The 25819-nt window shown below is 75.8% G+C and carries 28 protein-coding genes; 17 read left to right on the forward strand and 11 right to left on the reverse strand.

What is annotated here, in order from left to right:
- The first annotated feature begins 68 nt into the window (after positions 1 to 68).
- From GTR02_RS06205 to GTR02_RS06235, 7 genes are all read left to right on the forward strand, one after another.
- Positions 69 to 572, forward strand: a complete 504-nt coding sequence (locus tag GTR02_RS06205; protein WP_166606631.1) for an MSMEG_0572/Sll0783 family nitrogen starvation response protein — start codon at positions 69 to 71, stop codon at positions 570 to 572.
- A gap of 97 nt (positions 573 to 669) precedes the next feature.
- Positions 670 to 1680: an MSMEG_0568 family radical SAM protein gene (locus tag GTR02_RS06210; protein WP_166606632.1), complete on the forward strand. Its 1011-nt coding sequence runs from the start codon at positions 670 to 672 to the stop codon at positions 1678 to 1680.
- Positions 1681 to 1777: 97 nt separating this feature from the next.
- Positions 1778 to 3124: an MSMEG_0567/sll0787 family protein gene (locus tag GTR02_RS06215; RefSeq protein WP_420814699.1), complete on the forward strand. Its 1347-nt coding sequence runs from the start codon at positions 1778 to 1780 to the stop codon at positions 3122 to 3124.
- Complete coding sequence (locus GTR02_RS06220) at positions 3121 to 4014, forward strand: carbon-nitrogen hydrolase family protein (RefSeq protein WP_166606610.1); 894 nt, start codon at positions 3121 to 3123, stop codon at positions 4012 to 4014. The genes GTR02_RS06215 and GTR02_RS06220 overlap by 4 nt, the downstream gene beginning before the upstream one ends.
- Positions 4007 to 4300: an MSMEG_0570 family nitrogen starvation response protein gene (locus tag GTR02_RS06225; RefSeq protein WP_166606611.1), complete on the forward strand. Its 294-nt coding sequence runs from the start codon at positions 4007 to 4009 to the stop codon at positions 4298 to 4300. Before GTR02_RS06220 ends, GTR02_RS06225 begins: the two co-directional genes overlap by 8 nt.
- A complete protein-coding gene (locus tag GTR02_RS06230) occupies positions 4297 to 5583 on the forward strand; it encodes an MSMEG_0569 family flavin-dependent oxidoreductase (protein ID WP_166606612.1) in 1287 nt (428 codons plus the stop codon). Before GTR02_RS06225 ends, GTR02_RS06230 begins: the two co-directional genes overlap by 4 nt.
- 40 nt (positions 5584 to 5623) lie before the next feature.
- Positions 5624 to 6745 carry an MSMEG_0565 family glycosyltransferase gene (locus GTR02_RS06235; protein WP_166606613.1) on the forward strand — a complete coding sequence of 374 codons (1122 nt, stop codon included), beginning with the start codon at positions 5624 to 5626 and terminating at the stop codon, positions 6743 to 6745.
- 11 nt (positions 6746 to 6756) lie between these two features.
- On the opposite strand, the gene ispF is transcribed toward GTR02_RS06235, so the two are convergent.
- From ispF to GTR02_RS06250, 3 genes are read right to left on the reverse strand one after another with little or no spacing between them, the layout of a single operon-like run.
- Complete coding sequence (ispF, locus tag GTR02_RS06240) at positions 6757 to 7242, reverse strand: 2-C-methyl-D-erythritol 2,4-cyclodiphosphate synthase (RefSeq protein ID WP_166606614.1); 486 nt, start codon at positions 7240 to 7242, stop codon at positions 6757 to 6759.
- A complete protein-coding gene (ispD, locus tag GTR02_RS06245) occupies positions 7239 to 7913 on the reverse strand; it encodes a 2-C-methyl-D-erythritol 4-phosphate cytidylyltransferase (protein ID WP_338073622.1) in 675 nt (224 codons plus the stop codon). The genes ispF and ispD overlap by 4 nt, the downstream gene beginning before the upstream one ends.
- A 5-nt stretch (positions 7914 to 7918) precedes the next feature.
- On the reverse strand, positions 7919 to 8401 hold the full coding sequence (locus tag GTR02_RS06250; RefSeq protein ID WP_166606615.1) for a CarD family transcriptional regulator: 483 nt from the start codon (positions 8399 to 8401) through the stop codon (positions 7919 to 7921).
- A 284-nt stretch (positions 8402 to 8685) separates the two neighbouring features.
- On the opposite strand from GTR02_RS06250, the gene GTR02_RS06255 reads away from it, so the two are divergent.
- Positions 8686 to 9462: a hypothetical protein gene (locus tag GTR02_RS06255; RefSeq protein ID WP_166606616.1), complete on the forward strand. Its 777-nt coding sequence runs from the start codon at positions 8686 to 8688 to the stop codon at positions 9460 to 9462.
- Positions 9463 to 9548: 86 nt separating this feature from the next.
- Here GTR02_RS06255 and GTR02_RS06260 read toward each other — a convergent pair whose 3' ends face one another.
- Together GTR02_RS06260 and GTR02_RS06265 are read right to left on the reverse strand one after the other, a co-directional pair.
- On the reverse strand, positions 9549 to 10229 hold the full coding sequence (locus GTR02_RS06260; RefSeq protein WP_166606617.1) for a winged helix-turn-helix domain-containing protein: 681 nt from the start codon (positions 10227 to 10229) through the stop codon (positions 9549 to 9551).
- Positions 10226 to 11596 (reverse strand): sensor histidine kinase, encoded by a 1371-nt coding sequence (locus GTR02_RS06265; protein WP_338073623.1) that lies wholly within the window; start codon positions 11594 to 11596, stop codon positions 10226 to 10228. The genes GTR02_RS06260 and GTR02_RS06265 overlap by 4 nt, the downstream gene beginning before the upstream one ends.
- Positions 11597 to 11772: 176 nt before the next feature.
- Between GTR02_RS06265 and phoU the strand changes: the two genes are divergently transcribed.
- Positions 11773 to 12450, forward strand: a complete 678-nt coding sequence (phoU, locus tag GTR02_RS06270) for a phosphate signaling complex protein PhoU (protein WP_166606618.1) — start codon at positions 11773 to 11775, stop codon at positions 12448 to 12450.
- Between the two features lie 74 nt (positions 12451 to 12524).
- Positions 12525 to 13217 carry a hypothetical protein gene (locus tag GTR02_RS06275; protein ID WP_166606619.1) on the forward strand — a complete coding sequence of 231 codons (693 nt, stop codon included), beginning with the start codon at positions 12525 to 12527 and terminating at the stop codon, positions 13215 to 13217.
- 68 nt (positions 13218 to 13285) lie between these two features.
- On the opposite strand, the gene GTR02_RS06280 is transcribed toward GTR02_RS06275, so the two are convergent.
- Positions 13286 to 14038: a phosphoglyceromutase gene (locus tag GTR02_RS06280; RefSeq protein WP_166606620.1), complete on the reverse strand. Its 753-nt coding sequence runs from the start codon at positions 14036 to 14038 to the stop codon at positions 13286 to 13288.
- Positions 14039 to 14048: 10 nt separating this feature from the next.
- On the reverse strand, positions 14049 to 15356 hold the full coding sequence (gene mshA, locus GTR02_RS06285) for a D-inositol-3-phosphate glycosyltransferase (RefSeq protein WP_338073624.1): 1308 nt from the start codon (positions 15354 to 15356) through the stop codon (positions 14049 to 14051).
- 183 nt (positions 15357 to 15539) lie between these two features.
- On the opposite strand from mshA, the gene GTR02_RS06290 reads away from it, so the two are divergent.
- From GTR02_RS06290 to GTR02_RS06315, 6 genes are all read left to right on the forward strand, one after another.
- The gene (locus tag GTR02_RS06290; protein ID WP_166606636.1) at positions 15540 to 16337 is read left to right on the forward strand and encodes a class I SAM-dependent methyltransferase; all 798 of its coding nucleotides are present in this window, start codon (positions 15540 to 15542) and stop codon (positions 16335 to 16337) included.
- Positions 16338 to 16402: 65 nt separating this feature from the next.
- Positions 16403 to 17467: a substrate-binding domain-containing protein gene (locus GTR02_RS06295; RefSeq protein WP_166606622.1), complete on the forward strand. Its 1065-nt coding sequence runs from the start codon at positions 16403 to 16405 to the stop codon at positions 17465 to 17467.
- 172 nt (positions 17468 to 17639) lie between these two features.
- Positions 17640 to 18965: an extracellular solute-binding protein gene (locus GTR02_RS06300; RefSeq protein ID WP_166606623.1), complete on the forward strand. Its 1326-nt coding sequence runs from the start codon at positions 17640 to 17642 to the stop codon at positions 18963 to 18965.
- A 5-nt stretch (positions 18966 to 18970) separates the two neighbouring features.
- Positions 18971 to 19942, forward strand: a complete 972-nt coding sequence (locus GTR02_RS06305) for a carbohydrate ABC transporter permease (RefSeq protein ID WP_166606624.1) — start codon at positions 18971 to 18973, stop codon at positions 19940 to 19942.
- Positions 19935 to 20774, forward strand: coding sequence for a carbohydrate ABC transporter permease (locus GTR02_RS06310; RefSeq protein WP_166606625.1), 840 nt, complete (start codon positions 19935 to 19937; stop codon positions 20772 to 20774). Before GTR02_RS06305 ends, GTR02_RS06310 begins: the two co-directional genes overlap by 8 nt.
- 25 nt (positions 20775 to 20799) lie before the next feature.
- Positions 20800 to 22737, forward strand: a complete 1938-nt coding sequence (locus GTR02_RS06315; RefSeq protein ID WP_166606626.1) for a glycoside hydrolase 5 family protein — start codon at positions 20800 to 20802, stop codon at positions 22735 to 22737.
- Between the two features lie 4 nt (positions 22738 to 22741).
- Here GTR02_RS06315 and dtd read toward each other — a convergent pair whose 3' ends face one another.
- Complete coding sequence (dtd, locus tag GTR02_RS24220; RefSeq protein ID WP_166606627.1) at positions 22742 to 23167, reverse strand: D-aminoacyl-tRNA deacylase; 426 nt, start codon at positions 23165 to 23167, stop codon at positions 22742 to 22744.
- Positions 23168 to 23272: 105 nt separating this feature from the next.
- Between dtd and GTR02_RS24225 the strand changes: the two genes are divergently transcribed.
- Entirely contained in the window at positions 23273 to 23599 is a 327-nt protein-coding gene (locus tag GTR02_RS24225) for a hypothetical protein (protein ID WP_166606628.1), read from the forward strand.
- Here the strand turns inward: GTR02_RS24225 and GTR02_RS06330 are convergent.
- The 3 genes from GTR02_RS06330 to ygfZ form a co-directional block, all read right to left on the reverse strand.
- A complete protein-coding gene (locus tag GTR02_RS06330) occupies positions 23584 to 23931 on the reverse strand; it encodes a DUF2516 family protein (protein WP_166606629.1) in 348 nt (115 codons plus the stop codon). The two genes, GTR02_RS24225 and GTR02_RS06330, sit on opposite strands and share 16 nt — an antisense overlap.
- Positions 23932 to 24011: 80 nt before the next feature.
- On the reverse strand, positions 24012 to 24593 hold the full coding sequence (locus GTR02_RS06335; RefSeq protein ID WP_166606630.1) for an RsiG family protein: 582 nt from the start codon (positions 24591 to 24593) through the stop codon (positions 24012 to 24014).
- Between the two features lie 140 nt (positions 24594 to 24733).
- Positions 24734 to 25819 (reverse strand): CAF17-like 4Fe-4S cluster assembly/insertion protein YgfZ (gene ygfZ / locus GTR02_RS06340; RefSeq protein ID WP_205708745.1); only part of this gene is annotated, 1086 nt, incomplete at its 5' end.

Below are 25819 nucleotides of genomic sequence, written 5' to 3' on the forward strand. Positions count from 1 at the left end.
CCGACCCACCGCACGACCGACCCCGAGGAGAACCCGTGACCGCGATCGACGAGCAGCTCGACGCCCAGCTGAAGGCGAACATCGAGAAGTCCCTCGCGGAGATCCCGCACCCCTCGCTGGCCAAGGGCAGCACCATCTACGGGTCCACGAAGCTGTTCCCGGACTACCAGGCCGAGGCGGGCGAGACCTACTTCACGCTCGTGCACGGGATCGCCCACGAGTCCTCGGTCAGCTTCGTGGCCGTCCTGCAGGCCACGCGGGCGCTGCGCAAGGGCTTCGAGTCGGCCATCTACTTCTACGGGCCCGGTTCCATGAACTGCATCGCCACGCGCGGCTTCCCCACCACGGGTGACGCGGCCTTCCCGGGCGAGCAGAACATCAACGGCGCCCTCGAGACGTTCATCGCGGAGGGCGGCACGGTCTACTGCTGCCGCTTCGGCCTGGCCCTGCACGGCCTGCGCGAGGAGGACCTCATCGCGGGGGTCGTCCCCGCCCACCCGCTCGACGTGCAGGACGCCGTCATCCACTACGCCCGCAAGGGCGCCATCATCAACAGCACGTACATGGTCTGAGGCGTCCGCGGTGAGCTGCGGCGCCGGAGCCCGGACGGAGGACGCCCCCGCGTCCGCGCTGAGCACCCGGGTGGACATCGCGCTGCGCGGCGTGCGGATGACGGCTCCGGTGCGGCGCACCGGGGGCGCCGGGCCGAGCGACGACGGCCACGTCACGATCGGGGGCCTGGACGCCGCCGTCCCGATGCGCGCCGACAGCCCCTACCTGGTGCGCGAGGGCCGGCTGACGCTCGACGGGGCCGACCTGGGCCTGGACGTCACCCCCGTGCGGCGGCCGGCGTTCTACGACCTCACCACGGCCGACGGGACCCCCTACGAGAAGGTGGCCCGGCTGCACGGCCGCGACGTGCTCGCGACCACCGTCGTGCAGACGTGCGTGCGCTACGACCCGGCGGAGCGCTGCCGGTTCTGCGCCATCGAGGAGTCGCTCACGGCCGGCGCGACCCTCGCGGTGAAGACCCCGGCGGTGCTCGCCGAGGTGGCGGCGGCGGCGGTCCGCCTCGACGGGGTCCGCCACGTCGTCATGACGACCGGCACCTCGGCCGGCACCGACCGCGGCGCGCGCCACCTCGCGCGCTGCGTGCGGGCCGTGCGGGCGGCCGTCCCCGGTCTGCCCGTGCAGGTGCAGTGCGAGCCGCCCGGCGACCTCGCCACCCTCGGCGACCTGCACCGGGCGGGGACGAGCTCGATCGGCCTGCACGTGGAGTCCCTCGACGACGCCGTGCGGCGCCGCTGGATGCCGGGCAAGTCGCGCGTCCCGCTCGCGGACTACTGGGCCGCCTGGGCCGAGGCGGTCCGCGTGTTCGGGCGCAACCAGGTCTCCACGTACCTCCTCGTCGGCCTCGGCGAGGACCCCGACGAGCTGGTCGCGGGCGCGCAGCGTCTCGTCGACCTCGGCGTCTACCCCTTCGTCGTGCCGTTCCGCCCCCTCGCGGGGACCCTCGCGGTCGACGTGGACGGCGCGGGCGCGCCGTCGCGGGAGCTGCTCGAGGACGTGACGCGGCGGGTCGCGGACGTGCTGCGCGCCGGGCGGATGCGGGGCAGCGACCAGATGGCGGGCTGCGCGGCGTGCGGGGCCTGCTCGGTCCTGTCGCAGGCGGGGGCCTGACGTGACGGCGCCGAGCGCCTTCGACGTGCAGGTGCTGACGGGCCTGCCGCGGCCCCGCGCCGGCGGCGGGCGCGCGCCGGTCCCCACGGCCGTCGTCGTGGAGGTCACCGACGACGCGGACCTGCTCGCCGCCGCGGCCGCGCTGCGCCACGACGTGTTCGTGGCCGAGCAGGGCCTCTTCGCCGCCACCGACCGCGACGACGTCGACGACGACCCCCGCACCCGGGTGCTCGTCGCCCGCACCGGCGACGGGACCCTGCTGGGCGCCGTGCGCGTCGCCCCCGCACGCCGGGACGGGCCCGACCTGGGCTGGTGGGCCGGCAGCCGCCTCGTCGTGGCCCCCGCGGCGCGCGGCGCCGCCGGCCTCGGCGCGGCGCTCGTGCGAGCCGCCTGCGCCCACGCCGAGGATCTGGGCGCCCTGCGCTTCGACGCCACCGTGCAGGCGCGCAACGCCCCGCTGTTCCGGCGCCTCGGCTGGGTGGAGGTGCGCGCGACCTCGCTGCACGGCGCCCCGCACGTCGCGGTGCGCTGGCCGATCGACCGCGTCCAGCGCCTGGCCGCGGCCACCAAGGGACCGCTCGGCCGCGTCCTCGCCCCCCTGCTGGACGTCCCCGGCGCGCTCGGCGGCACCGGCTTCCTGGGCGACGACGGGGTGGGGGTGCCGGGCAGCGACGTCGTCGCGGCCTGCGACGCGGTCCTGCCCTCCCTCGTCGAGCGCGACCCCACGTGGGCGGGCTGGTGCGCCGTGCTGGTCAACCTCAACGACCTCGCGGCGATGGGCGCCGAGCCCGTGGGCCTGCTCGACGCCCTGGCCGCCCGCGACGCCTCCTTCGCGAGCCGGGTCGTGCGCGGCCTGCGCGACGCGAGCGCGGCCTGGGGGGTGCCGGTGCTCGGTGGGCACACGCAGTTCGGCGTCCCCGCGGCCCTGTCGGTGACGGCGCTCGGCCGCACGCGCGACCCGGTGCCCGCGGGCGGCGGACGCCCCGGTCACGCGCTGACGGTGACGGCGGACCTCGGCGGCGGCTGGCGGCCCGGGTACGCGGGCGCGCAGTGGGACTCCACGACCGCGCGGAGCACCCAGGAGCTGCGCGCCCTGGGGTCCGTGGTCGCGCGCACCCGTCCGGCGGCCGCGAAGGACGTGAGCATGGCGGGCCTCGTCGGGACCGTGGGCATGCTCGCGGAGGCGAGCGGCTGCCGCGCCGTGCTGGACGTCGACCGCGTCCCCGCGCCGGCCGCAGCCGGCACGGGCGACTGGCTGACGTGCTTCCCGGGGTTCGCGGTCGTCACGGCGGACGCCCCCGGCCGGCCGTGCGCCCCCGCGGGCCCCGCGGTGTCGGCGGCGTGCGGGGAGCTGGGCGAGGGCGCGGGCGTGGGCCTGCGCTGGCCCGACGGAGAGGTGACGGAGGCGCTCGCGGGCGCCGTGACGGGATGGGGACGCGCATGAGCACGATCCGGGTGGCCGCCGTCGCGGCCCCGTTCGGGCGGGACCTCGACGCCGCCTACGCGCGGATCGGCGCGCTGCTGCAGCAGGCGCGCGCCGAGGGCACGCGGCTGCTCGTCCTGCCCGAGGCCTGCCTGGGCGGGTACCTGTCCGCGCTGGGCGACAGCGGAGCGGCGGGCACGCCCCGCTCGCGCCGGGAGCGCGGCGCCCAGCCACCCGCGCTGCGCCTGGACGGGCCCGAGCTCGCCCGGGTGCGGGCGATGGCGCGCGACGTCGTCGTCTGCCTCGGGATCTGCGAGGACGGCGGCGAGGACCGCTACAACACGGCCGTGTGCCTGGACGGCGACGGGATCCTCGGCGTGCACCGCAAGGTGCACCAGCCGCTCGGGGAGAACCTCTCCTACGCGGCGGGCGACGGGTTCCACGCGTTCGACACCCCGGTCGGCCGCCTGGGCCTGCAGATCTGCTACGACAAGGCGTTCCCCGAGGCCGCCCGCCGCCTCGCCCTCGACGGGGCGGGGATCATCGCGAGCCTCTCGGCGTGGCCGGGGTCGCGCACCGGGGCTGCGGCGGACCTCGCCGACGACCGCTGGACGCACCGCTTCGACCTGTTCGACCGGGCCCGGGCGCTGGAGAACCAGGTCGTGTGGGTGGCCGCCAACCAGTCCGGGGAGTTCGGGTCGCTGCGCTTCGTCGCGAGCGCCAAGGTCGTGGGCCCGGGCGGGGAGGTCCTGGCCACCACGGGCACGCGCCCGGGCGTGGCCGCCGCCGACGTGGACGTCGACGCCCTGCTGGCCGGGGCGCGGCGGTCGATGTTCCACCTGCGCGACCGCCGGCCCGAGGCCTACGGGGACGCGGGGCCCGTGCCGGCGCTGGAGGTCTCGCGTGCCTGAGACGACCTTCACGGTGCGCTGGCCCGACGGCGCCGAGCAGCGCTGCTGGTCGCCCTCCCTCGTGGTCCACGACCACCTGGCCGTGGGCGCGAGCTACCCCGTCGAGGAGTTCCTGGACCGCACCCGCACCGCCCTCGCCACGGCGAGCGAGCGGGTGCGCGCCCGCTACGGGTTCGCCTGCACCGCAGCGGCGGCGCAGCTCGCCGAGATCGAGGGCGTCGCGGCCGCGAGCGCCGCGGGCGAGGTCCGCGTGCTGTCGATGGACCCCGCGCGGGTGCCGTCGTGAGCGCCGGCCGGGGTGGGACCCGCGCGCACCACGCGGTCGTCGTCGTGGGCGGTGGCCAGGCGGGGCTCTCGCTGTCGTGGCACCTCACGCGCCGCGGCGTGGACCACGTCGTGCTCGAGCGGGCGAGCACGGCGCACGAGTGGCGAACGGGCCGCTGGGACCACTTCACGCTGGTCACGCCGAACTGGCAGTGCCGCCTGCCGGGCTGGGCCTACGCGGGCGCCGACCCCGACGGGTTCATGCGCCGCGAGGAGGTCCACGCGTTCGTCCGCGACTACGCCGCCTCCTTCGGGGCCCCGGTGCGCGAGGGCGTCGAGGTGCTCCGGCTCGCGCAGACGGGTTCCCCCGCGTTCACCCTGGACGTCGCCGGCCCCGACGGGCCCGGCGTCCTCACCGCCGACGCGGTGGTCGTCGCGACGGGCGGGTACCACCTCCCGGTCGTCCCGGCCTGGGCGGACCGCCTGCCCGCCGCGCTGACGCAGGTGCACTCCTCGCAGTACCGCTGCGCCGCGGACCTCCCGCCCGGGGGCGTGCTCGTCGTCGGGTCCGGGCAGTCGGGCGCGCAGATCGCGGAGGACCTGCACCTTCAGGGCCGCACCGTCCACCTCGCCGTCGGCTCGGCTCCGCGGTGCGCGCGGTTCTACCGCGGCCGCGACTGCGTCGCCTGGCTCGAGGACATGGGCACCTACGACATCCCCGCGACCGAGGTACCCGGAGGCGCTGCAGCGCAGGAGAAGACGAACCACTACCTGACCGGGCGCGACGGCGGGCGGGACATCGACCTGCGCGCCTTCGCCCTGGAGGGGATGCAGCTGCACGGGCGGCTCACGGGCCTGACCGGGACCACGCTGGAGTTCGCGGACACCCTCGCGGGCGACCTCGACCACGCCGACGCGGTCGCGGACGGCATCAAGGACGCCATCGACCGCCACATCGCCGCGAGCGGCATCGACGCGCCGGTCGAGGAGCGCTACGTCCCGCGCTGGCGGCCGCCGGCCGGGCCCACCCGCCTCGACGTCGCCGACGGCGGGCTCGCCGCGGTCGTGTGGTGCATCGGCTACCGCGCCGACCACCGCTGGATCGAGGCGTCGGTGTTCGACGGCCGCGGCCGCCCCCGGCAGAACCGCGGTGTCACGGCGGTCCCGGGCCTGTTCTTCCTCGGGCTGCCGTGGATGCACACGTGGGGTTCGGGCCGGTTCGCGGGGATCGCCCGGGACGCGGAGTTCCTCGCCGACCGGGTCGAGGAGGTCGCGGGCGCCGCGCGCGAACGCTCGGCGTCGTGACGCCCACCGAGCCGCTCGCCGGAGCCACCCGGGGGACCGCGTGAGCGGCCCGCGCACCGCCCTGCTCACCTACTCCACGAAACCCCGCGGGGGTGTCGTGCACACGCTCGCGCTCGCCGAGGCCCTCGTGCGGGCGGGCGCGCGCGTCAGCGTCTGGACGCTCGGCCGCGGGGGGGACCGGGTGTTCTTCCGGCCCGTCGCGGACGGGGTCGACGTGCGCGTCGTGGACTTCCCCACCGTCGCCGGTGAGGACGTCGGCGCCCGCATCCTGCGGTCGATCCGGGTGCTGGGCGAGGGTTTCCGCCCGCACGCCGGTGACTACGACGTCGTGCACGCGCAGGACTGCATCAGCGCGAACGCCGCCGGCCCGTGCGTGCGCACCGTCCACCACCTCGACGAGTTCACGACGCCCGAGCTCGCCGCGTGCCACGAGCGGGCGCTCGTCGAGCCGTTCGCGCACGTGTGCGTCTCGGCCTCGGTCGCCGCGGAGCTGCACGCGGGCTGGGGGCTGACCGCCACCGTCGTCCCCAACGGCGTCGACGCAGCGCGGTTCGCGGCGGCGGCGGGGCCGGCCGCCCGGGCGGACCGGGACCGGTGGCGGGCCCGCTTCGGCACCTACGTGCTGGCCGTGGGCGGGATCGAACCCCGCAAGGGCAGCACCGACCTGCTGCGCGCCGTGGCCCTCCTGCGCCGCGACCTGCCGGCGGTGCGCCTGGTCGTCGCGGGCGGCGAGACCCTGTTCGACCACCGCGGCTACCGCGAGGAGTTCGACGCGCTCTCCCGGGAGCTGGACCTGGCCCCGGACGTCCTCGGCCCGGTCGAGCACGGGCAGCTGCCCTCGCTGGTCGCGGGCGCCGCGGCGCTCGGCTTCGTCTCCACCCGGGAGGGCTTCGGTCTGGCGGCCATGGAGGCCCTGGCCGCCGGGGTGCCCCTGGTGGTGCGCGACCTCCCCGTCCTGCGCGAGGTGTTCGGCGACACGGCGCTCGCGGCGCGCACGCCGCGGGAGATCGCGGACGCGCTGCGCGAGGCGATCACCGTCCCGGACCCCGGCCGGCGGGAGGCGGGGCGCGCGCTGGCGCGGGCCCACACGTGGGACGCCGCGGCCCGGGCGCACCTGGACCTGTACGCTCGCTTGCCCGACCGGGCCGCCCGGGGGCGCTGACCGCGCGCGGCTCAGCCGGTGGCGACGACCAGCGCGGTGGCGATCGCGAGGAGGCCCTCGTCGCGACCGGGGAAGCCGAGCCCGTCCGTCGTGGCGCCCGCGACACCGACCGGGGCACCGCACGCGGCGCTGAGGGCGGCCTCCGCCTCCTCGCGGCGCCGCCCCACCTTCGGGCGGGGGCCGACCACCTGGACCGAGACGTTGCCGATGGTGAAGCCCGCCGCGCGGACGAGGCGGGCGGCCTCGGCGAGCAGGACGGCGCCCGACGCGCCCGCGTGCTCGGGCCGCGACGTGCCGAAGTGCCGGCCGAGGTCGCCCAGGCCCGCGGCGGCGAACAGCGCGTTCGCGCACGCGTGGGCGGCGACGTCACCGTCGGAGTGCCCGGCCAGCCCCGCCGGCTCGTCCGGCCACAGCAGCCCGGCGACCCAGCAGGGACGGCCGGCCTCGAAGGCGTGCACGTCCACGCCGGTGCCGACGCGCGGGAGGGGGGTGGTCACGGGGTCTCCTCCCGCAGCAGGGCGGCGGCCAGGACGAGGTCCAGGGGCCGGGTCACCTTGAAGGCGCGCTCGGCGCCGGGGACGGTCCGCACGGGGTGGCCCAGGGACTCCAGCATGCCGGCGTCGTCCGTGGCGGGCGCCGCACCCCGCGCCGCCTCGTGAGCGCGCACGAGCGGCCCCGGCGAGAAGCCCTGCGGGGTCTGCACGGCCACCAGCTCGCTGCGCTCGACCGTCTCGACCACGAGCGTCCCGCGCACGCGCTTGACCGTGTCGGTCACGGGGAGGACGGGCACGACGGCCACGGCACCGGCCCGCACGGCCGCGACCACGGCGGTGAAGACGGCGGGCGGGGTGAGGCAGCGGGCCGCGTCGTGCACCAGCACGACGTCGACGTCGGCGTCGAGGACCCGGAGGCCGAGGCGCACGGAGTCCTGCCGCTCGGCGCCCCCGGGGACGACACGGAGGTCGGGCAGCTGCAGCGGGGCCAGGAGTGCGGTGACCTCGTCGACCGCTCCCTCGGGGGCGACCACGACGACCACGTCGACGGCCCCCGAGCCGTGCGCGCGGCGGACGGCGTGCACGAGCAGGGGCTCTCCGGCGAGCTCCACCAGCGCCTTCGGCCGGCCGGCGCCGAGCCGGTCGCCCCGGCCGGCGGCCGGGACGACGAGCACGGACTTCAGGAGGCGAGGACCTCGTCGAGCAGGGACTCGGCCTTGTCCTCGTTGGTGTTCTCCGCGAGCGCGAGCTCGGAGACGAGGATCTGCCGGGCCTTCGCGAGCATCCGCTTCTCACCGGCGGACAGCCCGCGGTCCTGGTCGCGGCGCCACAGGTCGCGCACGACCTCGGCCACCTTGATCACGTCACCCGACGCGAGCTTCTCGAGGTTGGCCTTGTAGCGGCGGGACCAGTTGGTCGGCTCCTCCGCGTAGGCCGTGCGCAGGACCGAGAAGACGCGGTCCAGCCCCTCGCGCCCCACGACGTCGCGAACGCCGACCAGGTCGACGTTCTCCGCGGGTACCTCGATGGTGAGGTCGCCCTGGGCGACCTTGAGGACCAGGTAGAGCTTCTCCTCGCCCCTGATGGAGCGGGTCTTGATCTCCTCGATCAGTGCAGCCCCGTGGTGGGGGTAGACGACCGTTTCGCCGACCGTGAAAGCCATAGAGAGTGACCCCTTTCCCTGGGACGACTTTACCACGGCCGGAGGGTCGCCGACAGTGCCCGCCGGTGCGTTTGCGCAGGTCAGAGGCTCGGCGGCGCACATCCCGCCCTTGACAGAGCTCGATCGGCGTGCTGCGGGGAGCCCGCGGGGACGGCGTGGAGGGCCTGTGAGCAGGCCTTCTGCCCGTCGGCGGGGAAGCGCTCGCCCGGTCCGCGGCGCCCCGCCGGGCGGGTGCGCCGCGGGCCGTCCCGAGCGGTCTGCGGTGCTCCCGCTACCCTGGGCGGGTGAAGCACCGCCTGCGCTCCGCCGCCGCCGTCGCGCTCTCCCTCGTCAGCCTGTCGGGCGTCGCGGGGTGCGCGGTGTTCTCCCCGCCGACCGTGCTGAAGCCCTACGTGCCGAGCGACGGCATGGGCGGGGCGGTGGGCGAGGTCGCCCTGCGCAACGTCCTGCTGGCCTCCCCCTCGGAGGGCGAGCCCGGCGTGCTCTCGGCCGTGCTGGTCAACAGCGGCCCGGAGCCCGCGGAGGTCACCGTGACCGTCGAGACGGGGGCGAGCCCGACGAGCGGCACGTTCACCGTCCGCCCCGAGACGTCCTTCACCATCGGCAGCGGGAGCGGCGCGGCCGACCTCACCGGCGGGGACGTGGAGTCCGACACGACGGGCTGGCTGCAGGTGCCGTCGGTCACCGAGCTCCCCGGCGCCATGGTCCCCGTCACCTTCGCCGCGGGCGGCGCGACGACCACCGTCGACGCGCTCGTCGTCCGGCCGTGCTTCGCCTACGCGGGGCTCCTCCCGACGCCCACCTCCGCAGCGGGCTCGACGCCGCCCGCCACCGGCGCCGAGGCCCCGACCGCCGAGGCCCCGACCGCCGAGGCCCCGACCGCCGAGGCGACGGGTGCGGCCACCCCGGAGGCCGGCGCGACGCCGAGCGCCCCGGCCACCGGCGAGGCGGGCGGCACCCCGGCGGCCACCCCGTCGCCGACGCTGAACTGCCAGCCCGACGTCGCCGAGGACGAGGTGTACGGCGAGAGCGAGGCCGACACCGCGAGCGAGGGCGAGTAGCCCCCACCTGCGACGACGCGCACGACGAGGGCGGGACCAGTCGCGGTCCCGCCCTCCGTCGCGTCCGGGCCGGGGCCCGACGGCGGTCAGCCCTCGAACTTGTAGCCCAGGCCGCGCACGGTCACGAGGTAGCGCGGGTTCGACGGGTCCGGCTCGATCTTGGCGCGCAGCCGCTTGACGTGGACGTCGAGGGTCTTGGTGTCCCCGACGTAGTCCGAGCCCCAGACGCGGTCGATGAGCTGGACGCGGGTCAGCACGCGCCCGGCGTTGCGCAGCAGCAGCTCCAGCAGCTCGAACTCCTTCAGCGGCAGCGCGACGCCCTCGCCGTGGACCGTCACGACGTGGCGGTCCACGTCCATCCGCACCGGGCCCGCCTCGACCGTGGTGAGGACCAGGTCCTCCGGCTCGGCGCCGCGGCGCAGCACCGCCCGCACCCGCGCGAGGAGCTCGCGCGAGGAGTACGGCTTGGTGACGTAGTCGTCCGCGCCGATCTCCAGGCCCACGACCTTGTCGATCTCGGAGTCCTTCGCCGTCAGCATGATCACGGGGACGCTGGAGCGCGTCCGCAGCTGCCGGCAGACCTCGGTGCCCGGCAGGCCGGGCAGCATGAGGTCGAGCAGGACGAGGTCGGCGCCCGACTTGTCGAACTCCTCCAGGGCCTCGGGCCCCGTCTCGCTGACCGCCACGTCGTAGCCCTCCCGCCGCAGCAGGTAGGACAGCGGGTCGGAGAAGGACTCCTCGTCCTCCACCACCAGGATGCGCGTCACGGTCGGGCCTCCGTCGATGTGTCGTCGTGCGTGGGGGTGCCCTCGACGTCGTCGGCGGGGCGGGAGCCGGCACCGCGCGGCGCGCGGCGGGCGGTCAGGTGGGGGTGGCGCCCGGTGCGCCGCTCGGGCGGTCGGGTCGGCTCCGCCGCGGCCCCGGGGCGGGAGGCGGAGGAGCGGCCCGGCTCGGCCTCCGGTGGGGCGCCGTCGGCGGTGGACGGCTCGCCGGTCGCGTCGGGCAGGCGCAGGGTGAAGGTCGAGCCCTCCCCCTCCACGCTCCAGACCCGGACGTCGCCGCCGTGGTTGCCGGCCACGTGCTTGACGATGGACAGGCCCAGCCCCGTGCCGCCGGTCACGCGCGACCGGGCGGCGTCGACGCGGTAGAACCGCTCGAAGATCCGCTCGAGGTCGGCGGGGCTGATGCCGACGCCCCGGTCGCACACGGCGACGTCCACCGCCCGGCCGCCGCCGTCGGCGTCCGCGGTCCGGCGCACCTCGACGACGACGCGGCTGCCCTCGGGGCTGTAGGCGAGCGCGTTGTGCACCAGGTTGCGCACGGCCGTGACGAGCAGCTCCCGGTCCCCGACGACCTGCGCGCCGCGCTGCCCGGCCACCACGACCTCGGAACCGCGCTCCTGCGCCACGCTGCCCGTCCGGTCCACGGCCTCGGCGATCAGCGCGTCCACCTCGAGCAGCGTCGGCTCGACCATCCCCTCGGCGGCCTGCAGCCGGGAGAGGTCGATGATCTCCTGCACGAGCTGCGTCAGCCGGCGCGACTCCCGGTGCATGCGGTGCGTGAACCGGCGCACGGCCACGGGGTCGTCGGCGGCGTCCTCGACCGCCTCGGCGAGCAGCGACAGCGCCCCGACGGGCGTCTTGAGCTCGTGGCTCACGTTGGCGACGAAGTCGCGCCGGACGGCCTCGACGCGGCGGGCCTCGGTGCGGTCCTCCAGCAGCAGCAGCACGTGGTGGGCGCCCAGCGGTGACACGCGGGCCAGCACGACCGTGCGCGGCCGGCCCAGGCCGCCTTCGAGCTCCTCCTCCGCCTCGCGGACCACGCCGTCGCGACGGCACTCGCGGACCATCTGGCGCAGCCTCGCGTGCCCCAGCTCGCGGCCGCTGACGACGCCGGTCGCGTAGGCCGCGGCGCTCGCCTTCACGACGGCGTCGGTGGCGTCGAGCACGACGGCGGAGGAGCGCAGGGCGAGGAGCACGTCGCTCACGCCCGCGGGCAGCCCCGCCCCGTCGTCGGGCGCCGGCCGGCGCGGAGCGCCCTGCACACGCTCGGAGATGCGGAAGGCGAGGACGCCGCCCCCGCCCACGAGCACGCCGACGGCAGCCGCGGCGGCCGTCGTCAGGTCAGCGAGCACGGGCACAGCGTACGGTCGGGGGGCGGGGGACGACCGCTGCGACCGCCGCCCGGAGTGCGCCGCGCAGAAGTTCACCTGCGGGGTGGAACGCGTTCACCGCGGGCTGAGAACCTGGGGCAACACGCGTGGGCCGGTCGACACCGACGGCGGTTCCACCGCAGACCAGGAGGTGGCACGTGCGGAACGTCTTCCACGACGAGCTCACCGGGCTCGTCGACACGCTCGTCGAGATGACCCACCTCGCGGAGTCCGCCATGACGCGGGCGACGACGGCGCTGCTCGACGGCGACCGCGAGCTCGCCGAGACCGTGATCGCGGGGGACGAGCGCATCGACTCCCTGGAGCGCGACCTGGAGGAGCGCTCGATGCAGCTGCTCGCCCGGCAGGCGCCCGTCGCGACCGACCTGCGCGTCGTCGTCACGGCCCTGCGGATGAGCTCGAGCCTGGAGCGCATGGGCGACCTCGCCCGCCACGTCGCGAAGCTCGTGCGGCTGCGCCACCCCGACAGCGTCGTGCCGCCGGAGCTGCGCTCCACCTTCCTGCAGATGGGCCAGGTCGCCGAGCGCATCGTCGCCAAGGCCGGCAACGTCATCGCCCAGCGGGACGTCGCCCTGGCCGCGGAGATCGAGGTCGACGACGACGAGATGGACCGCCTGCACCGCGACGTCTTCGAGCACCTGCTCTCGCGCGACTGGCAGCACACCACCGAGGTCGCGGTCGACCTGACCCTGTGCAGCCGCTACTACGAGCGGTTCGCCGACCACGCGGTGTCGGTGGCCAAGGCCGTGGTCTTCCTCGTCACCGGCTCGCACGCCGAGGTCGAGTCCTCCGACGGTGCGCCGCTCGTCGGCTGAGCGCCGTCCGCCGCGCGGACGCCCCCGTCCCCGGCCCGGGACGGGGGCGTCCGCGCAGGTGTAGCGTCCGGGAGGTGGCGCGCTGCTGGGGTCCCCCGAGGATCCTGGCCGGCGGCCCGGGCGGCCTGACCTGCACCGTCGTCGCCCTCGCGGCCCTGGTCGCGGGGTGCTCGGGCGACGAGCCGGAGGCCGCTCCCGCCACCACGACGACCACCCCGCCCGCGTCCGCGGTGACGTCGGCCGCGGGCACCGTCAGCCCCACGACGACCGCGCCCGCCTTCGACTGCGGGGCCGTGGACACCGCGCGCACGGCGCTCGACGACGCCTACGCGCGCGAGCTCGACCGCCTCGACGTGGACCGCGGCGACCCGCGCGCGCAGTCGGTGTACGCCCTGGTCACCACCGCGCAGGGGCCCGCGTACTACACGGCCGTGCTCGCGGCCGCGCCCGCGGACCTGCGGGCCGACGCCCAGGTCGTGCTGGACTACTACGAGCGCCTGTCGCAGCAGGTCGGGGTCCTCGACGTCGCCGACGGGTCCGAGCGCGCGCTGGCGGACGCGGTCGACCGCCTCGACGACGCGACGCTGGCGCTCGACCCGTCCCCCGCCGCGACCGCGGGCGCGAGCGACGTCGTCGTCGCTCAGGAGCGGCTCGAGGCCGGCGTCGAGCGCTCGTGCTCGGGCCCGGACGCCGCCTCGCCGACGTCGAGCGCCCCCACCTCGCCGGCCACGACCCCGCCCGAGGGCGGCACCGCGACGACGAGCTGACCGCGGGGACGCTCACCGCCCCAGCTCAGCGGACCGGTTCAGTGCCGGCCAGGTCAGTGCGGGCCAGGTCAGCGGCCCTGGTTCGCGACGGCCTGCACCGCGGCCGCCGCGGCGTCGGCGTCGAGGTACTGCCCGCCCGGCGTGACCGGCGTCAGGTCGGCGTCGAGGTGGTACACGAGCGGGATGCCGGTGGGGATGTTCAGGCCCGCGATGTCGGCGTCGGAGATGCCGTCGAGGTGCTTGACCAGCGCGCGCAGGGAGTTGCCGTGCGCGGCCAGGAGGACGACCTTCCCGGCCCGCAGGTCCGGGACCACCGCGGACTGCCAGTACGGCAGCATCCGGGCGACGACGTCGGCCAGGCACTCGGTGCGCGGGGCGTCGGCGCCCAGGTCGGCGTAGCGCGGGTCGGCGTCCTGCGAGAACTCGGACCCGAGCTCGATCTCCGGCGGCGGGGTGTCGTAGGAGCGGCGCCACAGCATGAACTGCTCCTCGCCGAACTCGGCGAGCGTCTGCTTCTTGTCCTTGCCCTGCAGCGCACCGTAGTGCCGCTCGTTCAGGCGCCAGGAGCGGCGGACGTCGATCCAGTGCCGGTCGGCCGCGTCCAGCGCGAGGTGCGCCGTGGTGATGGCCCGGCGCAGCAGCGAGGTGTGCACGACGTCGGGCAGGACGCCCGCCTCGGCGAGCAGGGTCCCGCCGCGCGCGGCCTCGGCGCGGCCCTTCTCCGACAGCGGCACGTCGACCCAGCCGGTGAAGAGGTTCAGCGCGTTCCACTCGCTCTCGCCGTGGCGGAGGAGGACCAGGGTGTGGGCGGGCTCCGTCATGCGCCGAACCCTAGGCCATCGGCTCCTGCGCTCCCCCGGCTCCCTCGCCGCGCGCGACGGCCGGGGCGAGCCGCTGCTCGCGGGCCTCGGCGTAGACCTGCAGCGTGGCCTCCGCGGTCGTGTCCCAGCCGAAGGACGCCGCCCGCCGGCGCGCCTGCTCGCCCAGCCGACCGCGCCGCGCCGGGTCGTCGAGCAGCTCGCGCAGCACCTGCGCCCACCGCCGCGGGTCGTGCCCCTCGACCAGGACGCCCGTCTCCCCGTCGGCGACGGCGGTGCGCAGGCCGCCCACCGCGGCGGCCACGACCGGGGTGCCGCACGCCTGCGCCTCGAGGGCGACGAGGCCGAAGGACTCGTTGTGGCTGGGGACCGCGACGAGGTCCGCGGCGCGGTAGTGGTCGGCGAGCTCGGGGCGGTCCACGGGCGGGCGGATCGTCACGACGTCCTCGAGGCCGAGCTCGCGCACGAGGTCGGCCAGCGCGTGCGGGTGCTGCGTGCCGGAGCCGCTCGGGCCGCCCAGCACCAGCACGCGCAGCCGGGAGCGGCGGCCCGGTTCCGCCCGGAGCAGCTCGGCCGCGGCCCGCACCAGCAGGTCTGGCGCCTTGAGCGGCTGCAGGCGCCCGACGAAGAGGAGCAGCTCGACGCCGGCGGGGAGCCCGAGCCGCGCCCGGGCGGCGGCCCGGGCGTCCGGGCCGGGGGCCGAGAACGTGTCCAGGTCCACGCCGGGCGCGACGACGGCCACCTTCGCGGGGTCGGCCCCGTACAGGTCGAGGAGCTCCTGGCGCTCCTCGCCGGTGTTCGCCACGAGCCGGTCCGCGGCGTCGACGACCTGCTGCTCCCCGATGAGGCGCCCCGGGGGCTCGGGGCTGTCGCCGTCGGCGAGGTGGGCGTTCTTGACCTTCGCCATGGTGTGCATGGAGTGCACGAGCGGCACGTCCCAGCGGTCGGCGACGAGCCAGCCGACCTGCCCCGACAGCCAGTAGTGCGAGTGCACGACGTCGTAGTGGCGCTCCTCGTGGCGCGCGCCCGTGCGCAGCACGCCCGCGGTGAAGGCGCACAGCTGCCCCGCGAGGTCCTCCTTGCCGAGGCCCTCGTAGGGGCCCGCGGCGACGTGGCGGACGGCGACGCCGGGGGCGGCCTCGACGAGGGGCGGCTGCTCGGAGGACGTGCGGCGGGTGAAGACCTCCACCTCGACGCCGCGGCGCGCGAGCTGCTCGGCGAGCTGCACGACGTAGACGTTCATCCCGCCCGCGTCCCCCGTGCCGGGCTGGGCCAGCGGGGACGTGTGCACCGACAGCAGCGCCACCCGGTGCAGGCCCACGGCCACCTCTCCTCCACCGTCCGCGCCCGTGCCGGGCGCTCGTGCTCCCCGCTCCTCCCGCCGGCGGCTGCCGCTACCGTCGGTCGGGTGTCCCGGCCCCGCGGCGACCGCCCCGGCCGGACCCCCGGCGAGCAGTCTGCCTCCTCCCCCCGGACGGCCGGGCACCGCCCGCGCGCGGGGTCGGTGGTCGGCTCCGTCACGCGCGGCACGACGGGCCCGGACCGGTTGCGGCGCGTGGAGCGGTGGCTCGCGCAGACGCAGGGCCCGCGCCTGCGCCGGGCCGAGGACCCCCTCGTCGTGGACCTGGGCTACGGCGCGAAGCCCGTGACCGTCACGGACCTGCAGCGCTGGCTGCGCCGGGTCCGCCCCGACGTGCGGGTCGTGGGCCTGGAGGTCTCCCCCGAGCGCGTCGAGGCCGCGCGCCGCGCGCTGGCCGGAGTGCGCGGTGCGCCGGAGTTCGCCCTGGGCGGCTTCGAGCTGGGCGTCCCCGGGGGTGGGCGGCCCGTGCTGGTGCGGGCCTTCAACGTGCTGCGGCAGTACGACGAGGCCGACGTGGCGGGCAGCTGGGACCTGCTGCGCTCGCGGCTGGCGCCGGGTGGGCTGCTGGTGGACGGCACGTGCGACGAGCTGGGCCGGCGCGCCACGTGGATCGCCCTCGAGGCCGAGCGGGGTCCGGTCTCGCTGACCCTCTCGGTGCGGCTGGCCGGGCTCGCCGCACCCTCCGCCGTCGCCGAGCGGCTGCCCAAGGCGCTGATCCACCGCAACGTCGCGGGCGAGGGTGTGCACGACTTCCTGCGGGCGGCCGACGCCGCGTGGGCGCGCGCGGCCCCGCTGCAGGCGTTCGGCGTCCGGCAGCGCTGGATCGCGACGTGCCGCGACCTCGCGACGGCGTGGCCCCTGCTGGACTCGGCCGCGCGGTGGCGGCTCGGCGAGGTCAGCGTGGCGTGGTCCGCCGTGGCCCCGCGCGCGGGTCGGGCATGATCTCGTCGTCGGCCGGGCGCGTCCGCCCGGCGGCGGCCGCCGCGACGAGGAGCGAGGAGACCGACGTGGCCGGTGCCAGCGGGGCCGCGGACCGGCGGCCCACGATCCGCGACATCGCCCGCGTGTCCGGGGTCTCGAAGGCCTCGGTGTCCTACGCCCTCAACGACCAGCCGGGGGTGTCCCCGCAGACGCGGGAGCGCATCCTCGCCGCGGCGGAGCAGCTCGGCTGGCGGCCGAGCGCGGCGGCGCGGTCGCTGTCGAACGCCCGCGCCGGTGCGGTGGGCCTCGCCATCGCGCGCGACGTCCGGCTCCTCGGCGAGGAGCCCTACTACATGCGGTTCATCGCGGGCATGGAGAGCGTGCTCGCGGCCCAGGGCGTCTCGCTCCTGCTCACGGTCGTGCCCGACGTGGACGCCGCGGTCGGGGTGCTGCGCGGGTGGTGGGCCGAGCGCCGCGTCGACGGCGTGGTGCTCACGGACCTGCGGGTCGACGACCCGCGCCTCGACCTGGTCGCCGAGCTCGGGATCCCGTGCGCCGTGCGGGGCGCGACGGGCGGGCCGGCGGAGCGGGACGACCCCGCCGCCGAGAGCGTGGACGGCGAGCGCGGCCCCCTCGCCGACGTCGTCGCGCACCTGACCGCGCAGGGGCACCGGCGCCTCGCCCGCGTCGGCGGACCGGAGCACTTCCAGCACACGCAGCGCCGCAACCTCGCCTGGCGCGAGGTGACCCGGGCGGCGCTCGGGCGCGCGCAACCGGTCCTGGCGGCGGACTACACCGGCCGCGCCGGGCTCGAGGCCGTGCGGCGGCTGCTCGCGCGGGCGCACCCGCCGACCGCGGTCGTGTTCGACAACGACGTGATGGCCGCGACGGTCGTGGCCGAGCGCCGCTCCCTCGGGGTGCGCGTCCCCGAGGACCTCGCGGTCGTGGCGGGCGAGGACTCGTTCCTGTGCCGCCTGGCGGACCCCTCGATCAGCGCGCTGCGCCGCGACGTCGCCGCCGACGGCGCCGCCAGCGCGGCCCTGCTGCTCGACGTCCTCGCGGGCCGGGACCCGGGCTCGCCGCAGACCCCCGGGCACGAGTTCATCGCCCGCGCCAGCTCGACCGCGACCCGGCCCGGCCCGGCGCGCTGACCGCCCGGGCCGCGGCCCACCACGACCCCCGTCCGCCGTGCGCGGCCCCGCGCGACGATGCCGAACCGTTGCTCCGAACGGTTGACTTGAACCGGTTAAGCCGCCACCGTGGGGTTCCGCGGGGCTCGACACGCCTGGACCCGCGGACCCCCTGTCGCCGAAGGAGACGACCGTGCGCCGACGCACCTTCTCAACCGCCCTCATCGCCACCGCGACCCTCGGCAGCGTCCCGCTGGCCTCCTGCTCCTCCGACGACTCGGGGTCGGGCGGAGGCGGTGACACCCTGAAGTACTGGGCCAGCAACCAGGGCACGAGCCTGGACAACGACGTCGAGATCCTCACGCCGGAGCTCGAGAAGTTCACGCAGCAGACCGGGATCACGGTCGAGCTGGAGGTGATCCCGTGGGACAGCCTGCTGCAGCGCATCCTGTCGGCCACCGCCTCGGGCGACGCGCCGGACGTGCTCAACATCGGCAACACGTGGTCGGCCTCGCTGCAGGCCACGGGCGCCTTCCTGCCGTTCGAGGACGAGCAGTACCAGGCGATCGGCGGCAAGGACAAGTTCCTCGAGTCGAGCCTCGGGTCCACGGGCGCCGAGGGGCAGCCGCCGACCTCGGTGCCGCTCTACGGCCTCGCCTACGGCCTCTTCTACTCCAAGGCGATGTTCGCCGAGGCCGGCATCACCGAGCCCCCGGCGACCTGGGCCGACCTCGTGGCCGACGCCAAGCAGCTCACCGACGCCGCCGCGGACCGCTGGGGCATGACGGTGGCCGGGGCGAGCTACACCGAGAACTCGCACTTCGCCTTCATGTTCGGCAAGCAGAACGGCGCCGAGTTCTTCGACGACGAGGGCCAGCCGACGTTCACCGAGGCCGGCAACGTCGCGGGCATCCAGCAGTACCTCGCGCTCATGTCGACGGACAGGGTGGTGAGCCCGTCGGCGGCCGAGCACCCCACGACCAATGACATGATCGCCGACTTCACCAGCCGCAAGGCGGCCATGTTCATGGGCCAGAACAACTCCGAGGCGACCATCCTGTCCAACGGCATGACCGTCGACGACTACGGCGTGGCCCCCATCCCGATCCTGGACCCGCTGCCCGCGGGGGGCCAGCGCGTCAACAGCCACGTGGCGGGCATCAACATCAGCGTCTTCGCGGACTCCGAGAACACCGAGGGTGCGCTGAAGCTCGTGCAGTTCCTCACCAGCCCGGAGGAGCAGGTCGTCCTCAACCAGAAGTTCGGCTCGCTGCCCGTGGTCGCGGAGGCCGCGAGCGACGCCGCCTTCCAGACCGAGAACCTGAAGACCTTCAACGCGGTGCTGTCCGACACCGCCGCCCCCCTGCCCATGATCCCGAACGAGAGCCAGTTCGAGACCACGGTCGGGCAGGCCATGCAGGACCTCTTCGGCCGCATCGCCACCGGGCAGCCCGCGGGCACCGCGGAGATCACCCGGGCGCTGGAGGGCGCGCAGCAGCAGATGGCCGGCGGGGCCTGACCCGCATGGCCACCTCGACCTCCGCGCGGACGGGCCGGGCGCGGGCGCCCCGGCCCGTCCGGCGGGCCCCGCGCAGCACCCTGGCGCCGCGGTGGCTGCCGTACGTGCTCCTGGCGCCGGCGCTGCTCTTCGAGCTCCTCGTGCACATCGTGCCGATGCTGACCGGCATCTACATCAGCACCCTCGAGCTCACGCAGTTCTACGTCCGCCGGTGGCTGCAGGCGCCGAGCGCGGGGCTGGGCAACTTCGACATCGCCCTGGACGTGGACGGCGCCATCGGCGCCTCGCTGCTGCGGTCGTTCGGGATCACGTTCGCCTTCACGATCGCCACGCTGGCCCTTTCCTGGAGCCTCGGCATGTTCGCGGCCGTGCTGCTGCAGCGGCCGTTCCCGGGGCGCAACGTGCTCCGCACGCTCTTCCTCGTGCCCTACGCGCTGCCCGTCTACGCCGGGGTGATCGTCTGGAAGTTCATGCTCGGCCGGGACAACGGCATGGTGAACTCGCTGCTCGGCGGGCTGGGGATCACCGACGGCGACACCTTCTGGCTGCTCGGCGACAACGCGTTCGTCTCGACCGTCGTCGTCGCGGTCTGGCGGCTGTGGCCGTTCGCCTTCCTCACCCTCATGGCGGGGCTGCAGTCGATCCCGAACGAGGTCTACGAGGCCGCCGCGGTGGACGGGGCCGGGATGTGGCAGCAGTTCCGCAGCTTCACGCTGCCCATGCTGCGGCCCGTCAACCAGGTGCTCCTGCTGGTGCTGTTCCTCTGGAGCTTCAACGACTTCAACGTGCCGTACATCCTGTTCGGCCAGTCCGTGCCGGCGTCGGCCGACCTGATCTCCATCCACGTCTACCAGGCGTCCTTCATCACCTGGAACTTCGGCGTCGGCTCGGCGATGTCCGTCCTGCTGCTGCTGGTCCTGCTGGTGATCACCGCCGTCTACCTGCCGCTGAGCAGCCGGAGGTTGCGCGATGCGTGAGCCCGTCTCGTTCCGGGTCCTGCGCGTCGTGGGGCTCACCCTCCTGACGCTCTTCGTCCTGGCGCCGATCTACGTCATGGTGTCCAGCTCGCTCAAGCCGCTGGGCGACGTCCAGGGCACCTTCACGTGGATCCCCACCACGATCACCGTGCAGCCCTTCGTCGACATCTGGTCCACGGTGCCGCTCGCGCGGTACTTCGCCAACAGCCTGGTGATCTCGCTGCTCGCGACGGTCTGCTCGGTGCTGCTGGCGATCTCCGCGGCCTACGCCATCAGCCGCTACCGGTTCCACGGCCGCAGCGCGTTCCGCATCACGGTCCTGTCGACGCAGATGTTCCCCGGCATCCTCTTCCTGCTGCCGCTGTACCTGATCTTCGTCAACCTCGGCCAGCTCACGGGCTTCGCCCTGCAGGGCAGCCGCGTCGCCCTGGTGATCACCTACCTGACGTTCTCGCTGCCGTTCGCCATCTGGATGCTCGTCGGGTACTTCGACTCGATCCCGCGCGAGCTCGACGAGGCGGCGCACGTGGACGGCGCCGGCCCCGTCGGCGCCCTCGTCCGGGTGGTCCTGCCGTCCGCGGCGCCGGGCATCGCGGCCGTGTCGATCTACTCCTTCATGACGGCCTGGGGCGAGACCCTCTTCGCCTCGGTGATGACCAACCGGGACTCGCGCACCCTGGCCATCGGGCTGCGCGAGTACTCCACGCAGACGAACGTGTACTGGAACGAGGTGATGGCCGCCTCGCTCGTCGTCAGCGTGCCCGTGGTCGTCGGCTTCCTGCTCCTCCAGCGCTACCTCGTCCAGGGCCTGACGGCCGGCGCCGTCAAGTAGCCCGCACCGCACCCAGGGAGATCCCGTGCAGCGCCCGCACACCGTCCTGACCGTCGACGGCCGCCCCACCACCTGGCTCGGCGCCAACTTCTGGTCCCGCGCGGGCGGGCCCCGGATGTGGGTGCGCTACGACCCCGCCGTGGTGCGGGAGGAGCTGCGCACGCTGCACGCTCACGGGCTGCGCGAGACCCGCTCGTTCCTGTACTGGCCGAACTTCATGCCGACGCCCGACGCCGTCGAGGAGGAGCTCGTCGGGCACCTGCTCGACTTCCTCGACGCCCACGTCGAGACGGGCATGCGGACGATCCCCACGTTCCTGGTCGGGCACATGTCCGGGGAGAACTGGGACCCGGTGTGGCGCGGGGGCCGGGACCTGTACGCCGACGTCTGGATGGTGTCGCGGCAGGCGTGGTTCACGACCGAGATCACCCGGCGCACGCACCACCACCCCGCCGTCGCCGGGTGGCTGATCAGCAACGAGATGCCGATCTACGGCCGCCGCCACGACGAGCCCCCCGCGCCGCGCGAGCAGGTCTCGGCGTGGGCGCAGCTCCTGGTCTCCGCGGTCCGGGCCGGGGGTGGCACGCAGCCCGTCTCGATCGGCGACGGCGCGTGGGGGCAGGAGGTCACCGGCGAGGACAACGGGTTCTCGGTGCGCGAGCTCGGCCGGCTCACCGACTTCACCGGCCCGCACGTGTACCGGATGGAGGACGACCCGGTGCGCCAGCACCTCAACGCCGCCTTCGTGTGCGAGCTGGCGGCCGTGACGGGCGACCCCGTCGTGCTGGAGGAGTTCGGCCTGACGGACGAGTTCGCCTCGGCCGCCGGGCAGGCGCACTACTACCGCCAGACGCTGCACACCAGCCTGCTGGCGGGCGCCACGGGGTGGCTGGCCTGGAACAACACCGACTACGACGCGCTGGCCGACGAGCCGCCCTACTCCCACCACCCCTTCGAGATGCACTTCGGCATCACCGACGCCACGGGCGCGCCGAAGCCCGCGCTGCGCGAGCTGCAGGCGTTCGCCGCGGTGCTCGAGGACGTGGACCTGACCCGCACCCGGCGCGTCGACACCGACGCGGCGCTGGTCGTGTCGTCGTTCCTCGAGCGCGAGCACCCGTTCACGCGCCCGGCCGACTCCCGGCAGCTCTTCCGCGCGCTGCGGCAGGCCTACGTCGCCGCCCGCGAGGCCGACCTGCCGCTGGCCTTCGCGCGCGAGGCCGACGGCATCGGCGACGACGCGCTGCTGTACCTCGTGCCCTCGGTGCGCCAGCTGCTCGCGCCGACCTGGGCGCAGCTGGAGCGCCGGGCCGAGCAGGGCGCGACCGTCTACGCGTCGGTGTCGACCGGCGAGGAGCCCGTGCAGCGCGGGGCCTGGGTCCCGCACGTCGGCCGGCTCTTCGGCGTCGAGCACCAGCTCGTCTACGGCCTCGTGGACCCGGTCGTCGAGGACGTCGTGGAGATCACGGTGGTGCGCGACTTCGGCACGCTGCGCGCCGGGGAGGTGCTGCACGCCCGCGCCGGGGGCAACGAGCACTCCCGGAGCCGGCTGCCGGTGGTGCCCGCGGGCGCCGAGGTGATCGCGCAGGACGCGGCCGGGCGCCCCGTGCTCCTCGAGCGCAGGGTCGGGGCCGGGCGGATGGTGCTCGGCACCCATCCTCTGGAGAACATGGCCGCGCACCTCCCCCGGGTGAACCCCGAGCCGACGTGGCGCGTGTACGACGCCCTGGCCGCCGTCGCGGGGGTGCGGCGGGCCGTGCGGGTCGCCGACCCCCTCGTGCTCTGCGACGCGCTGGTGCGCGACGACGGCCGGCGCTTCGCGTGGTTCGTCAGCCAGCACGCCGAGGAGGTCACGGTCGACGTGGTGGCCGACGGCCCGCTGCACGACCGCGCGAGCGGCGCCGACCTCGGGGCCCGCGTCACGCTGCCCCCGTTCGGCGTCGTGGTCACCCGCCTCGGCTGAGGCCTCAGGCCTCCAGCAGCAGGGTCGTCGGGCCGTCGTTGACGAGCTCGACGGCCATGTCGGCCCCGAAGCGGCCCGTGACGACGCGCACCCCGCGCGCGCGCAGGGCGTCGCGCACGGCGTCCACCAGGGGCTCCGCCACCGGCCCCGGCGCCGCGGCGTTCCACGTCGGCCGCCGGCCCTTGCGGGTGTCGCCGTAGAGCGTGAACTGGCTGACGAGCAGGACGCTCGCGCCCGCGTCGCTCACCGAGACCTCACCGCGCAGGACGCGGAGCTCCGCGACCTTGCGGGCGATCAGCTCGACCTGCGCGGGGCCGTCGTCGTGCGTGACCCCCAGCAGGACGAGCAGCCCCGGCCCGTCGAGCGCACCGACGACGTCGCCGTCGACGCGGACCGCGGCCCGGCTCACCCTCTGCACCACGGCTCTCACGCGGGCGAGCCTGGCACAGCCCCGGCCCGCGCAGGACGGCGACGGGTGCGGTGGACGTCCGGTGACGGGCCGGTGGCGCGCGGGTGGCCGACCTACGATCGGGACGTGGACCTCCCCGTCGTCATCCCGCTGACCCTGCTCGCGCTGGCGGTCAGCGCCCTGGGGACCCTGGTGCGCCCGCGCGTCGACACCGTCGTGGTCACGCTGCTGCTCGCGGCGGTCTGGTCGCGCGTCAACGCCCCCGTGGAGGGGGAGATCCTCCTGACGTTCTCCGCGGACCGCGGCTTCACCGTCGCCGACATCGCGTCGGTCGCGGCCGTCGCGGTCGCGGGGGCCGGGGCCCTGCGGCTGCTGGTGCGGTGGGGTCGCGCGGCCGCGGCGCCGTCGCGCCGCCGGCCCGTGAGCCCGGCCGCGTCTCACCAGGGGCCGTAGGGCCCCTGGTGCCGGTCGTCGCGACGGGGGCCGCCGCGCCCGCGGAACTGGCGCACCGCGGGGCGGACGTCGGCCAGGTACACGGCGGCCGCCACGACGCCGATGATCGACAGGAAGCCCGGCATCTGGCCGCCGCCGAGGGTGACGAAGCAGAACGCCGTGGCGACCGCCACGATCGCGACCCAGAACGTCTTGGTCCGCTTGCCGGCCGCCACGTAGGCGTCGGGCTTGTGGCGCACCGCGTCCACGAGCGCGAAGAGCGTGAGGGCGAAGGCCCCCACCGACAGCACCAGCAGGACACCGCTCTGCACACCACCGATGAGGCTCGTCACAGAGTGTTCCTACGAGCGAGGGCCGCGCCGCGTTCCCGACGCGCGCCCGGCGTCACCCGCCCGCACGCGCCCGGACCGGGTCAGCCCTGCGCGCTGCGCAGGACCTCGTCGACGTCGACGGCGCCCTCGCGGTAGCGACGGCTGATCTCGTCGGTGCAGGCGTCCATGACGACCTGCACGCGGTGGCGGTCGGTGGACAGCTCCTGCTCCAGCTCGACGAGGCGGTCGCGCGCCACCGCGAGCTGCGCGTCGTCCATGGCCGCGACGTCGGACATCCGCGGGTCGGAGACGGCGGCCTCCGCGCGGCGGCGGTGCTCCCCCACCCGGCTGGGCTCGACCGACGTGAAGCGCCCCGAGCCGTGGTCGCTGCGCCGCGGGTCGGCGAGGATGTCGGTCAGCGAGGCGACGAGCTCGGCGTCCGTGCGCGCGGCGGGGACGTCGACGGCCCCGTCGGCGCCCGCGCGGCGCTGGGTCTCGGCGCCCAGCAGGTCCAGGCGGCCCTGCACGAGGCGGCGGGCGTAGGAGAGGTCGGCCTCCTCCTGCTCGGCGACGTTGCGCCGGTCGCGGAGGTCGTCCAGGGACAGCTCACCCAGACCGTCGAGGAACTCCGGTGCCAGCACGTGGTCGAGCGCCCGGCGCCCGCCCTCCTGGTAACCGCTCACGATCCCCGCCTCCAGCCGTGCTCGTGCGGCGCGGCCTCATCGCTGAGCGCGAGGAGGCGCTGACGCTGCGTTCAGAGCCGAGTATGACCCATCCCCGCTGCGGGCGAGCCGTTCCCGCTCCTCACGCGCGTCTCCACGCCTCACGGCGCGACGACGACCTCCTGCGCCGCGGCGACGCGGCGCACGGCGACGGGCCCCGGCTGGTGGGCCCCACCCGCGCCGCCCGACCCCGCGAGCGCGACGAGGGCGGCGTCGAGGGGCAGCGAGCGCTTGACGAGCGCGAGCGCGACCGGGCCCAGCTCGTGGTGGCGGGCGGCCGTGGTGACGGCACCGACGCGCTTGTCGCCCGCGACCACGTCGTCGCCGGGCGCGGGCAGGTCGTGCCCGGACCCGTCGAGGTGCAGCAGCACGAGCCGGCGCGGCGGCCGGCCGAGGTTGTGGACCTTCGCCACGGTCTCCTGCCCGCGGTAGCAGCCCTTGTGCAGGTGCACCGCGGTGCGCAGCCAGTCCAGCTCGTGCGGGATGGACCGCGCGTCGGTCTCGAACCCCAGCCGCGGCCGCCAGGCCTCGACCCGCAGCGCCTCGGTCGCCCACGTGCCGGCCAGGCGGCGCCCGCCGACCCGGGTGAGCAGCTCCCCGCGGGGCACGAGCACCTCGCGCCAGGCGCGCTCGCCCCCGGGGTGCTCCAGCGTCGAGACGGCCGAGTAGCCCGCGGTGTCGGCGCTGCCGCCCTCCGCGACCGGGACGGCACCCGGCCAGGGGTCGACCCACACGGGCCCGCCGGTGGCGGCGGTGTCGCGGCTCGGCTCCCCCAGCACGGCCCACTGCGGGGTCACGTCCTCGACCTCGACGCGGAGCATGAAGCGCATGCGCTCGAGGAAGGCCACGAGGGCGGCCTGCTCGCCCGGCTCGACCGTGATCCAGGTCGCCTCCCCGTCGTCGACGAGGTGCAGGTCGTGCTCGATGCGGCCCTGGGGGCTCAGCACGAGCGTCTCGGTGCCCCGGCCGGGCGCGAGGCCCGTGAGCAGCTGCGTCGTGATGCTGTTCAGCCAGCTCAGGCGGTCGGGGCCGCTGACGCGCACGACCCCGCGGTGGGAGAGGTCGGCGACGGCCGTCCCCGCCACCAGCGCGCGCTGCTCGCCCACCGGGTCGCCGTAGTGCCAGGCGACCCCGGCGTCGCGGCCGTCGGCCGCGACGGCGCCCGCGGTCCCGAGCAGGGGGGAGGG

Origin of the sequence: Kineococcus siccus (assembly GCF_009906795.1) — a bacterium.
Taxonomy (GTDB): Bacteria; Actinomycetota; Actinomycetes; order Actinomycetales; family Kineococcaceae; genus Kineococcus; species Kineococcus siccus.

What these genes read in the sequence shown, in the direction of transcription:
- GTR02_RS06210 (WP_166606632.1), top strand. Translation starts at nt 670, where the DNA reads ATGACGGCTCCGGTGCGGCGCACCGGGGGCGCCGGGCCGAGCGACGAC.
- GTR02_RS06220 (WP_166606610.1), top strand. Translation starts at nt 3,121, where the DNA reads ATGAGCACGATCCGGGTGGCCGCCGTCGCGGCCCCGTTCGGGCGGGAC.
- GTR02_RS06250 (WP_166606615.1), bottom strand. Translation starts at nt 8,401, where the DNA reads ATGGCTTTCACGGTCGGCGAAACGGTCGTCTACCCCCACCACGGGGCT.
- GTR02_RS06280 (WP_166606620.1), bottom strand. Translation starts at nt 14,038, where the DNA reads ATGACGGAGCCCGCCCACACCCTGGTCCTCCTCCGCCACGGCGAGAGC.
- GTR02_RS06305 (WP_166606624.1), top strand. Translation starts at nt 18,971, where the DNA reads ATGGCCACCTCGACCTCCGCGCGGACGGGCCGGGCGCGGGCGCCCCGG.
- GTR02_RS06310 (WP_166606625.1), top strand. Translation starts at nt 19,935, where the DNA reads ATGCGTGAGCCCGTCTCGTTCCGGGTCCTGCGCGTCGTGGGGCTCACC.